The sequence below is a fragment of the Virgibacillus oceani genome (assembly GCF_041521345.1).
GTDB classification, from domain to species: Bacteria; Bacillota; Bacilli; order Bacillales; family Amphibacillaceae; genus Virgibacillus_N; species Virgibacillus_N oceani_A.
On the sequence record NZ_JBGOHB010000014.1, the window covers coordinates 77,607 to 90,221 of the forward strand.

8 protein-coding genes, 1 pseudogene and 1 riboswitch are annotated in these 12,615 nt (G+C 37.8%); of the genes and pseudogenes, 5 read left to right on the forward strand and 4 right to left on the reverse strand.

Annotation, left to right across the window (positions count from 1 at the left end):
* Nucleotides 1-36: 36 nt before the first annotated feature.
* Nucleotides 37-1,239, forward strand: a complete 1,203-nt coding sequence (locus tag ACDX78_RS11945; RefSeq protein WP_486028151.1) for an MBL fold metallo-hydrolase — start codon at nt 37-39, stop codon at nt 1,237-1,239.
* Nucleotides 1,240-1,423: 184 nt separating this feature from the next.
* Nucleotides 1,424-1,711 (forward strand): annotated as a pseudogene (locus tag ACDX78_RS11950) (IS1634 family transposase); the annotation flags it as partial.
* Nucleotides 1,712-2,112: 401 nt separating this feature from the next.
* On the opposite strand, the gene ACDX78_RS11955 reads toward ACDX78_RS11950, so the two are convergent.
* From ACDX78_RS11955 to ACDX78_RS11970, 4 genes are all read right to left on the reverse strand, one after another.
* Nucleotides 2,113-3,648 (reverse strand): xanthine permease, encoded by a 1,536-nt coding sequence (locus ACDX78_RS11955; protein WP_486028153.1) that lies wholly within the window; start codon nt 3,646-3,648, stop codon nt 2,113-2,115.
* A gap of 12 nt (nt 3,649-3,660) precedes the next feature.
* On the reverse strand, nt 3,661-4,338 hold the full coding sequence (locus ACDX78_RS11960) for a cysteine hydrolase family protein (protein WP_486028155.1): 678 nt from the start codon (nt 4,336-4,338) through the stop codon (nt 3,661-3,663).
* A 1-nt stretch (nt 4,339) separates the two neighbouring features.
* Nucleotides 4,340-5,869 (reverse strand): permease family protein, encoded by a 1,530-nt coding sequence (locus ACDX78_RS11965; protein WP_486028157.1) that lies wholly within the window; start codon nt 5,867-5,869, stop codon nt 4,340-4,342.
* Between the two features lie 749 nt (nt 5,870-6,618).
* Nucleotides 6,619-8,301 carry a PucR family transcriptional regulator gene (locus tag ACDX78_RS11970; RefSeq protein ID WP_486028159.1) on the reverse strand — a complete coding sequence of 561 codons (1,683 nt, stop codon included), beginning with the start codon at nt 8,299-8,301 and terminating at the stop codon, nt 6,619-6,621.
* Nucleotides 8,302-8,884: 583 nt separating this feature from the next.
* Between ACDX78_RS11970 and ACDX78_RS11975 the strand changes: the two genes are divergently transcribed.
* The 3 genes from ACDX78_RS11975 (at nt 8,885) to ACDX78_RS11985 (ending at nt 12,615) form a co-directional block, all read left to right on the forward strand.
* Nucleotides 8,885-10,579, forward strand: coding sequence for a methyl-accepting chemotaxis protein (locus ACDX78_RS11975; protein WP_486028161.1), 1,695 nt, complete (start codon nt 8,885-8,887; stop codon nt 10,577-10,579).
* Nucleotides 10,580-10,797: 218 nt separating this feature from the next.
* Nucleotides 10,798-10,886: riboswitch (cyclic di-GMP riboswitch) on the forward strand.
* Between the two features lie 156 nt (nt 10,887-11,042).
* Nucleotides 11,043-11,843 carry a flagellar motor stator protein MotA gene (gene motA, locus ACDX78_RS11980; RefSeq protein WP_486028163.1) on the forward strand — a complete coding sequence of 267 codons (801 nt, stop codon included), beginning with the start codon at nt 11,043-11,045 and terminating at the stop codon, nt 11,841-11,843.
* Nucleotides 11,821-12,615, forward strand: a complete 795-nt coding sequence (locus ACDX78_RS11985; protein WP_486028164.1) for a flagellar motor protein MotB — start codon at nt 11,821-11,823, stop codon at nt 12,613-12,615. Before motA ends, ACDX78_RS11985 begins: the two co-directional genes overlap by 23 nt.

Below are 12,615 nucleotides of genomic sequence, written 5' to 3' on the forward strand. Positions count from 1 at the left end.
AGAATTATTTGTCTTTATTACTAAAGGGTGGATCGAATGATTGTAACTTTTTTAGGAGGGGTGGGCGAATATGGCCGTTCCTGTTTTTTATTGGAAGTAAATAAGCAAAAAATACTCATAGATTGTGGCGTGCTGAAAAGTGGAAGAACCGTACAGGAACAATATCCATTATTAACTCCTGAATTGGCAAGTGAAGTAAAAGCGGTATTTCTTACACATGCCCATGAAGATCATACGGGTGCACTGCCGTATTTAGTACACCTTGGGTTCACGGGTGAGGTTTATGCTACTGCTGAGACGATAAAGCAGACCAGGTTTTACCTGCGAACATGGAGAGAAACACAGCTTGTCTCTGGTAGAAAACTTCCTTACACCTTGGAGGATGAAGTTTCGTTGTCTTTTAGAACCCTGGATGAATGGAAGGGGGGATTGATACCCGGTCTTACTTTCGACCATGGGAGAAGTGGACATATTATTGGATCTGTCTGGTTTTTATTTCAGTACAATCAGGAAACAGTCTATTTTTCAGGAGATTTTTCAATGGAATCACTACTACTGCAATTTGATTTTCCAGCAAGTAATACTGTAGTTGATTTTGCCGTAATGGATGGTGCATATGGGATGGAGAAGCACACACAACATGAATACTGTGAGCAGATTGTTTATAAAGTAAAGCAAGCGGAGAAGGAGAATGCTTCTATCATTTTTCCACTGCCACCATATGGACGTGCACAAGATTTATTGTTTCTATTAAAATCTGTGTTCGTGGAATCCTCTTTTTCCATTATGGTTGATGAAAGAATCCTGGAGGCTACAGAAACTTATTTGAAAGCAGAGAGCTGGTTTAAGCCAGATGTGTTTACAAGCTATAAATCATGGATGAACTATTTAAAGGAGAATAAAACGAATGAAAGAACTTCTCCTTTTATTGCTTTTTATAGCGAAACTCATTTATTAAAAAATACATGGTGGTTAGAAGATGAAGGGAATATTCTCTTTGTATTTACTGGACCTAAAAATAAGAAGCTGATTAAAAAGATAACGGAAAAACAAAAAGGTACAGTCAGTATGGAAGAATTACGCTATAAAGTACATCCAGCTGCATATGAAACGGAGAAACTGCTGCATCGTATTAAGCCAAAACATACCGCGTTGACACATAGTTTAGTTGAGCGCAGTGGACCTCTGGCAAAAGAAATATCCATTCGAACTGGATTGGATGTAGGGGTACCTGTGTGACCCCTTTAAAAATAGACAATAAAATTGGCAAACAGGCATTCATCTTGTGCTGTAAATAATATGCTTTTATATAAATGAATCCAAATTTCTTTGGGTTCATTTATCATCACCCGAGTTCAACAGTAAATAGGCACAATTACAATATTTATTTTATTTGCCAGTGTTTTTATGATGAAATACAGGCATGTACATAAGAAGAGTTAGCCGTAAAAATAAAGTTGGATCAAAGGTTTCTTACATTCAGCCGGCTCATATCGAGTGGGATTCAAAGGCCAAATTTGCGAAAGCGAAGGCGATTTACACTTTGGCCGTGAAGCTTGAAGATAAAGCTGATATAGCCATACTTGGACGACTGGCCCAAAGTATTAGCAGATTCCTTACTCCGGAAGAAGCGCTGAAGTCAAAACAACAAATCGGTAATGCGGAGGAATTTCAATTTCATTCCGCTAAGCAGGTTGGTGGCGTGTGGCTGTATTATCCAGTTGATCCATTGACACTTTGAAATTGGTTTGGGAAAGAGATAGCAAATCTCTTTCCCAAATATCAGCATTTGAATAATCCCATAAATATGGACCAATCTTTAATATCTATGTCCATCTAAACTTACCTGTTTATTAAGATATAAAAATGATTTGGCATATGAAAAATTCTCGTAATCACAAGTTTTCAACATTTTGGCGATTGGATAACCTTCCTAAGGGCCGTGAAAAAGTGTCAAAACGTCATTGGGTATAAAATTAACTACGTGATCAAATATACGATGAACGCTTCCTATGATTTCCCCTGTTTCCCTATGATCCAGCCACTTGAGAAGCTGAAAATCCATACAATCAATCTTGTAAACTAAGGTATTACTCGTTTTGCCAGACTTCATTATGCTTTTTGGTCCTCCACATCATCCTTGTTACGATATAAATACAAAGCCAACAATCCAATACCCATGGAAATATAACCAATGGCAGCATTTAAGCCTGTTCCAATGCCGATTTCAGATGCATGTATAAATCCGAAATAGGATAATATGGCAGTAATGAAGCTATATATTGCTGCAATTTTATATTTTTTATCAATCAAAAATATAACGATTGTTATTAACATCATAGACACTAAAATGTCGGAAGATCCCAGTGTATTCCAGCCAATATAATTTATACCGTTATCAAGCAGTGTGTCGAATCCGACTGTGGCTGCATCTGTGCCTGCCGCAGTGAGCGCATTATCTACCTGTTGAATGATATAACTGGCTATAAAAGGAGTTAACCCGAGTATCATAGCCGGTAGATGCCTTGCTTCGGCAGAACCGAACGCTTGAGCCCCGATCGTCATAGTAATATAAACCAGGATTGGCAGTAATGCAACAAGTGGAATAATTGACATCACTAAAGGCAATAATCCAATAAACGCAATAACAATCACAGTTATCCCTGTTGCCATGGAATAACCTACACGAGCACCTGCTTTTTTCCAGCCGGGTTGTCCAATATAAATGACGGTAGGATAAACACTGCCCAATCCAGCCCCCAAAAGGGTGAGCAGCCCTGGAACAAGTAATGATTGTGTGGTTGGGTATTTGTCCCCGGCAACTTCTGCACTTTCGATATTATCCAAGCCTTCCAGAAATCCATATATGGCCAGCGGGATGGCAGCAGCTAAAAATGGAGATAGGTAAGCAAAACCTTCTGCAAGGTGGCTAAGAGCTAAAGTTGGTAAAGCAATGGAAAATCCGCTTGCAGCTTCTCTAACTGCTCCTACATCCATAAAACCTGTTACCCAAGCGATAATCATACCAATGATAATTGCTAATAATCCAGCCGGCATATTACCAGGTAACTTTTTATGGGCAAGCCACCCAGCCAGAACGATTACAAGTGTTAACAGACCAATGTAAGGTGTGCTGTAGATTTCTCCCATAGGATTCATCACAATGTAAGTCAAAGCAATACCTGCTAATGAACCAAGCAAAGCCGTACGTGGTATATATTTCTGAATAAATGGTCCTACAAATGCACCAATTGTCATGATGATACCTTGAACAAGGTTCCAGGCAATTCCCACAGACCAGGCTAATATCCAATCCTGCGTCTGTGCATAAACTGGCAGCATTACAGCAAATGATGCGACAAAGTAATGAGGTACACTCAGGCCATAAGGCATTGCAGTTACATCAGCCCTGTTTTCCTTTATGGATTTCTTCCGGGCCTGTACGGCAAATATAATACCCCCAAGCCCGATAGTTACTGCTGTTGCAGGAACAATATTTCCATAAATTATTTCTGCCGGCATGCTTATGGCAACTAATAAACCGATAGCTGCAAGAAAATTTGTTAATACATTACTAAATAACCCGAAGAACCCATTAATATCCCCTTTAACAAACCAGGAAGTTCCTAAATTATTATTCAGTTTCATCCCCCCCTTTCCCTAATTCTTGAGTGCTTCCAGAAGGTTTTTAGATGGAGCAGTCCATCCAAAAATGGCACCTTGCTGATGAATCATCCGGATAGAATCTTCATGATCTTTAGGGTCGAATGCAGCTGAACAGTCTTCCAACAGCAGGCAATTAAAACCACGATCATTTGCTTCACGAATCGTTGTTTGAACACATACGTGTGTCGTTACGCCGCCTACCAATAAATTAGTAATCCCTTTGTTCTTCAAAATAGTTTCTAAATCGGTTTGATAAAAGGCACCTTTTCCAGGCTTATCAATGATAACTTCACCTTCTATTGGTGTTAACTCGTCAACGATGTCATGTCCATATTCACCACGGACAAGAATTCTCCCCATTGGACCTTCATCGCCAATGCCTGCTCCTTGTTTTCGGCCGCGATTCAATTTGCTTGGGGGACAATCTGTTAAATCCGGACGATGCCCTTCCCGTGTGTGAACAACAAACAGGTCACTTTCACGCGCTTGGTTCAATACGTTTTCAATTGTAGGAATTATGGAACTGGTTGCTGTAACATCATTACCCAATTTTTCACCAAATCCTCCTGCCGCACAGAAGTCACGCTGCATATCAATAATGACCAATGCTGTTTTTTCAATATCAAAATCAAATTCATAGGGTTTAGCTTTCATTGTGAATTGTTTGCCCATTTCAGATGTCCTCCTGTTGTATTTGTTTTTTATTTTTATAGTGAATGACCATTAATATTAAACCAACCATAAGATAACTTATTGCTGTTTCAAATCCGACTGCCCAGCCTGGCGAGGCATAATGGATAATGCCAAAAAAGGATAAAAATCCTCCGATCCAACATGCCATCGATGCTTTTTTGAAATTCCGGTCAATGATAAAAACAAGGATACTTGCCCATAACATACCGATTATGATAGCCCCTGAGCCCAGACTTATCATACCGTTGTATTCCAGGCCTGCATCCAGCATCGCATGTAAGCCAATATCGTCCGCAGTAGTTCCTGCACTTTGGAATGCAGTATCGGCTATGTTTTGCCCCCAGTTAGCAAGCCAGGGAATCATTGCAAATATAACTGCTGGTGCATACTTCAAATCAACATGCTGGAAGGCTTGCGCTCCAATAATAAGTCCGATATATATCAGGATTGGAACGATAGCTTCAAGCGGGATCACTGTCAGTAATAATGAAACTAAGCTGAACCATGTTAAAATCAGCACTGACAAGCCTGTTGCCCAGCTGTAGCCAATCCTGGCTCCGGCATCTTTCCAGCCTACATGACCTACAAATACTGCTGTCGGAAAAGGACTTCCAAACATACTTGCAAGTAAAGTTGTTGACCCATTTGCTGTTAATGTTTGTTTGGTATCATAACGATCACCGGCAACTTCGGCACTTTCAAGATTGTCAATGGTTTCAAAAAAATTATAGATACCCATTGGAATGGCAGCAATCAAGAATGGAGCTGCTTCAGAAAAGCCGGATAGGATTCTTTCTACTGAAAAGGTCGGTATAGCAAGTTCGACTTGCTGCGAAGCTTCCTTTACTGCGTTCAAATCCATCTGTCCGGAAGCCCAGCCAATTAAGGTTCCAATAATAATTGCAAACAGTCCTACTGGAATGCGGAAAGGAAATTTTACCTTTCCAAACCATCCAAGCAATATGATAATCAATGAAACAAGACCAATATATGTAAGGTCGAATGTTTGCATAGCGGGAGTCATTACGATAAACGTTAATGATACGCCGGCAAGGGAACCCAACATGGCTGCTCTGGGCAAAATTCTTCTAACTGTAGGACCGATAAGAGATCCTGATAACTCTATAATACCTTCTATAAATCCCCATGCTAATCCAGCAAACCAAGCTAGATATGGATCTCCTGTTTTCCAGTAGACGGGCCCCATAATCAAAAACACGATCAAGAACATATGCGGTACACTAGTCCCTGAAGGCAGTGCAGTAACGCTATTTCTTTTTTCCTTTTTTGCAAGACGATAGGCCAGCCACGTATAAAGAATACTACTGGCAAAAATAGATAGACCTACTGCAGGAAGTATATTTCCATAGATAATTTTTGCTGGCAAATCAATAGCGATCAATAAACCTGCCATGACGAGTAAATTGGTCAAGTTATTTGTAAACAATCCAAAAAAACCGTCAATATCCGCTTTTTGCCACAGTTTTACACGCCCGTCAAATTGGTTCATTACTCCCCCTCCTTATATGGGGTTTCAATTTAGTCATATATCTAAACGTTTTATAAACACTAACTGGCTAATTTATTTCAGTCACCTGCCTATACATATTTATCACTAACTGGCTAAATTTTTATAATCCCTCCTTCCTGTCTCTTATTTAAATCTTATCAAGATTCTGGTCGGAGAGTGTTGTGCATTTTATACAAAAAAAAACTTTATTTTTGGCACATTTTCATATTAAGAATTGATTTGTGGTAAAAAGCAGGGGTGATAGTAAGACAAAAAAGTATAGGAAATATGCTGATTAGCTGAAGAAACCGGTTTTACTGATAAGGGTGTCTGTTCCTGCTGCTGTTATAAATAGGACAGTATAGATGAAAAAGTCAGCCGGGGAATCCGGCTGACCTTGTACTACATATGGTGTATGGTTTGACTTTATCGCAGTGTAACTGGCTGGCCGACAAAAACGCCACGTCCTGGGACTGTGCGTAAATGCTCGTCCCACCGAAAACCTTTGGGACTACGGGACAGTAGTTCCTCGTCCCATCATAAAGAATTGTGGCATTGTCGGCACTAGCACGTCCTGTACGTCGTAAGACTCCCACTTCAAGAATGAAGGAAACATGAAAATGCTAAGTGGGAGATCCAACAGCCAGTAACGACCCGATTCGTTCAAGGGCCTTTAGGTCATACCCTTGCGGTGCTAACATTAAGTGGGGGATGAAAAGAAAACCCCCACTTAATGAAGTTTCACTTTATTAAGGACTATTTAATTTGTGCACGTCTCCACTGTAACCATGATTAATAAACTTGGAATATTGATGCAATTCGAGCGCAACAGATACTTCTGTTAAATCAAATCCATTTTTCATATCAATACCTAATTCTTTTAGTTTATTAACACGGTAGCGAAGCGTATTGTAATGTATATACATATCATTTGCGGTTTTTTGCAAATTGCCATTATTTTTGATCAAGTATTTGACAGTTTCCATTAGCTCTGCATCTTTCTTTTGATCATATGCAAGAATTTCACCTAACTTTTCTTCAACAAACTCCTGGATATACGCTTTATCCTTAATTCTGTAAAACAATTTATACAGACCCAGCTCATCATAGAATTCAATAAAAGATGTTTTATTCATACTGCCTGCATGAATATTATGTACGAGTATAGAATGTTCATATGATTCCTTGATCTCATCAACATAATTAGCCATATCAGAGATACTGATCGCAATATCCCCTATTTTTTTGAAATTTGATATGATCGATTTGCTTATTTCCCTTAAACGCGGTTTAAGCCTGCTTTCAAATGCAAGACTAATAAAACAAATAATGGAATCATTGTAATATAGGACCTTAAAATTTTCAGGAGGAATATCCAAAAAATGAGATATGATTCTTTCAATAAGTCCTGAATCAAGCATTTTATAATAAGCAGATAGTCTTTTTTTACTTTCTTTTATGTTTAATTTAATATTTAATATCGTGATAGGAAAATGAAAATTCCAATTAAATATTTTCGCTTTTTCAATTACATCGGGTTGTGATACGTAGCGTTCATTAAAAATATCCTGAATAAAATTTCCCAGATAGCCTCTTTCCCTTTGTATTATCGTGTTTTCCGTCTGAAATAGGAATGCAAGAAAAATGGTAGCCTGGCCAACGGCAGCAGTTATAGTATCCGTCACACTTTTTCCTTTTTCAATTAGCACCACCATATAACCAAAGTTTTCTTTCCCGGCCTGTATTGGTTGAACTAACAAGTTATCATTCTTATAACTTTTATCATTAATTGAAACTGTAATTTCATTCAACGGTAATGAGTAATGTAATGAATAATTCCTTTCCTGGTCTATTTTAATTTCATTTTCATTTTCATTCATATCAATAGAAGATTGTACATATCGAAAGTCATTGTCAAAAACGAGGATATGTTCGTGCACAATTTTTCCCATTGAAATAACGAACTGTTTCAAGTCTGCCCCCTCAAGGAGTAAATTTAACAATTGACCATGTATTTGATCACGAAATTCCAGCATGGATGTTTTTATACCCAGCAGGGCGGATAGTATATGATTCGTTAATGTCGATAAATTAGCATCATAATGCAGTTTGATTAGAGGAAAGTGATAATGATCAGCTTGTTCAACCATAAAAGCCGGAATTTTATTAATATACCTCCCTGGTTTAATAGCAATTCCTGCGAGATTTTGTTCTGCCAATCTAGGAATTAATGTTTTAATATCATTTTGATTATCAGCTATAGGAAACAGTGTTGTCAGCAACAAACCATTTTCATCAACAAAAGAATAAATATCCGGGACTTCCATAAAGTAAACATTTTGCACACGCCGTTGCAGTCCTGATGCCCCCGCTATGAACTCTACTTCTTTAAACGCTTCCATTTCCAATATATCTTTGACAGTTATATACATGCTATCATCCTATCTCCTTGATAATTATAATTATATAAAATTGCAAACGTTACTATAATACTAACGAATAACTTGTCCCTTTTTCCACATTTTAGTAAACTTTTGTTCGTTTATAAAGAATAGGTAACTATCATAGCAGCTAAAATCCATGTTTTGGAGAGCGGACGTTGTGCATTATTCGCCTTTTGACTGGTACTGTCTCGACTATTAATTGCTGTCTGGCAAAAGTTATGGAAATTCTGTCTGTATAAAAATAGATCGAGATATAAGTTGAATTTTCAAATGAAAAGATATAGTATAGTAAATACTAACTGGCTATAAATATCTACAAAATATATAAAAAATGTAAATATACATGACAATAGTAGGATATAGTCCTGTTTTTTAGGTATAAAGTAATGTTTATTGTTGACTTTGCCGTGCGATGATTATTATTAATTTAATTGCTTTTATTTAAACTTGACTATTCTTAGCCTCTTTGAATAGTCAAGTTTTTATTTTGGAACGAAAAATTCTTTGTTCGACTAAAATTACTTACATTTTGTGGCGTATCATCTTTTATATTTTGAAAGGAGAATTTAATATGGGTTTTATAAAGAATGCGAAAATCAGCAGGAAATTGTTAACATTAATTATTGTTTCCATTCTGATGGTTGGTACAGTAGGATTTACAGGTTATAAATATATGACAGATATGGCAGAAGGTTCGGAGGTTATATACAATGAATATTTAACTTACATTGACAAGTTAGGGAACATGCAGAAAAATAATTTTGCCATTGATTCTTATACAATGGAAGCAATGATCACAACGGATACAGCAGAACATAATCAACTGATCGAAAACATTGACAGTTTAGTAGAAGAAAACCTCAGTCTCGAATCTGAAGAACTTTTTCCTGAAGAAGTAATCGACATGGATACATATTATGAACTTATTGATGTCTATATATCAGGAAGAACTCAAGCGCTTGAAATGGCACAGACTGATAACCAAGCAGCTTATGAATATTATTTGGACAATGTTTATGACTATCGTTTTGAACTGGATAACATAGTGACAGAGATACAAACATATTTTGCCAATGAGGCTAATGCGATTAATCAAGACAATGAGCAAAGACTAACAGTAGCAAGTCTCATATTACTTGGAGTAACTATTGCAGGTTTAATATTATATATTGTACTTGGAATTTTGATTACAAGAGCAATTGTGAACCCGATAAAGCAACTTCAAAATCTGATGGCTAAAGCGGAAGCAGGTGAATTAAAATCCGGGGATTACCAATCTAAAGACGAAATTGGCCAGCTTGCTTCATCCTTTAATGGCATGATTGATGGGATTACACAAATGATTTGGAAAGCGAAAGAAACATCTGAAATTGTTGTATCATCATCAGAGCAATTAAGTGCTAGTGCAAAGCAAGGTACACAGGCTTCCGAGCATATTACCTCAACCATACAGGAGATGGCATCAGGTGCATCCAGTCAATTGCAAAGTGTGGAAGAAACGGCTGAAACCATGGATAAAATGGTGCAATACACGGAGCAAATTGCAGATAATGCAGAGGTTATTTCCAATAGTACAAATGATACTTCAAACATGTCTGCTCAAGGTAAGCAGTCAATCGACAAAGTAACAGCCCAGATGAATGTAATCAGCGAAAATGTAGACGGATTAGGTAGTACGATTAAGAATCTTAGTGAACATCTGAATCAAATCGGTACCATTAATGAAGCCATTACAACTATTGCTGAGCAAACAAATCTATTGTCTTTAAATGCAGCAATTGAAGCTGCAAGAGCTGGAGAACACGGAAAAGGATTCTCCGTTGTGGCAGAAGAAGTAAGGAAACTTGCGGAGGAGTCTGCGAATTCGGCAGAAAAAATAAACGATTTAATTGGAATGATACAAAATGAAACAAACAAAACAATGGAATCGATGGAATCCTCTCAACAAGAAGTGAAGGCTGGAACACTTGTAGTAAATGAAGCCGGAGAAGCATTTGACGATATTGAAGTATCAATCAATAACGTTGTTGAACAATTCAATAACATTAACACAATAATAAACGAATTAGCTACAGATGCCGAACAAGCTAAGCAGTCAATGGATTCAGTTAAGAATGTCGCAGAAGAATCAACTGCTAGTACACAAAATGTATCAGCCGCAACGGAAGAGCAATTGGCATCCATGGAGGAAATTCAGGCTTCCTCTGAAGATTTAGCGAAAGTATCAGAAGAACTACAAGATGCAGTTGAAAACTTTACAATATAATTTTTAAATCAAAACAGAAAATGTGCCGGACTTTGCCTAATTGGTAACAATTTGCGAAGTCTGGCAATAAGGATTGAATATATACAATGATAAGCTGAACAATTAGAATCCCGGTCGACTGTTCATCAGCTATGTACGCTGCTTCGAAAGCATTCATTATTTTGAAGTTCACGATGAATATAGCTGCAAGGGAAGAAGGACAGTTGAAAACATGTTTTATCAGATAAAGGCAAACTATTCGAAAGGGTAGGACGCAAAGCTTAGCCCAATTTTTTAATATACACGTATTAAATCTTTGGCTATTCAATTGCGTTTTGAATAGCTTTCTTTATGGGAGAATCATTAGATTTCTATTCATTAAATCTAACTAAAGCATACATAAAGAAAGCTAAATATGAACATAAGATCATTTACTATACGAATAAATAGGTAAATCGATATGAAATATTATGGAGGTTACATGATGGATAAAGCATCATTTATAGGGTTACTATTTGGGATTATTGCAGTCGGGGCCGGAATGGTGTTAAAAGGTGTAAGCCCGTTGGCAATTATAAACCCGGGGGCGCTATTGATCATCTTTCTAGGTACGGCAGCTTCCGTTTTGATCGCTTTTCCGATGAGTACTTTAAAAAAAATACCAACACTTTTAAAGATAATTTTTACAGAAGATAAGAACCATAACGCTGCAGAACGTATTACGGATTTTACCAATTGGGCGGAAGCAACCCGAACAGAAGGGATCTTGTGGCTGGAAGGGCAGTTGGACAAGATGAATGATCCATTTTTGCGCTCCGGAATGCAATTAGCCATTGATGGTCAATCCTCTGATTTTATCAAGGAAGTATTGACTGAAAAAATATATGCAATGGAAGAAAGGCATCAGAAAGGCGTATCCATATTCACGCAAGCTGGTACATATGCCCCGACGTTAGGTGTGCTTGGCGCTGTAATTGGTTTGATTGCTGCGCTTAGTGATCTGAATGATATGGAAACTTTAGGAAGTGCTATAGCAGCTGCATTTGTAGCGACATTATTGGGGATTTTTTCCGGTTATGTTTTATGGCACCCTTTTGCGAATAAGCTGAGAGAGAAGTCGGAGAATGAAGTCCGATTAAAACAAATCATGATAGAAGGCGTGCTATCTTTAACAAATGGGGAGTCTTCTCAAATCATTAAAGACAAGTTAAGCTCTTACCTATCTTCAGAGGAATTGGCCTTGCTAAGGCAGGAGGACGAAAATGCGAAGACAGCGGCAGCGTAAAAGTAATCATATCAATGAATCATGGCTGCTCCCATATGCTGATTTGCTAACGCTGTTAGTGGCATTATTTATTGTTCTTTTTGCAATGAGTGAGATTGATTCCCAGAAGTATGAGAGTCTTGTTCAGGTGTTTGAAAGTGAGTTTAGCGGTGGAATCGGGGTCGTTGAGAGCACCAATGACAATCACGGAGAGGTTTCAGTTGGAACAGACAGCGAAAATAATGATGAACCAAAAGAAGAACAAAATGAAGAACAAAATGAAGATCAACAGGGAATCAATGAACTGCGTATGCTAGAGGAACTGCAAAAACAGATCAATCACTATATTGAGCAAAATAATTTATCAGAAGTCCTGGGCACGAAATTATCAAATGAAGGGTTATTTGTGACTATTTCAAACGATGTATCTTTTGATACCGGCAGTGCTGAAGTAAAGGAGGAAGGCAGGAAGATTGCAAAGGAAATTTCCAATTTCCTGTATACCGACCCGCCTAATCAAATGGTGGTAAGCGGCCATACCGATAATCGTCCAATAGACAATCATGCGTTTTCATCCAATTGGGACTTAAGTGCTGCGAGAGCTATTAATTTTATGGAGCTGTTATTGGAACATGAAAACTTGAACCCTGAACAATTTAGCGCGAAAGGGTTTGGCGAGCACCATCCCCTTGTTCCCAATGATAACAAAGTGAATATGGAAATAAACAGGAGGGTGGAAGTACAGATTCTGCCAAACTATGACATTGATATTGAAACAGAGGAAGAGGAGTAA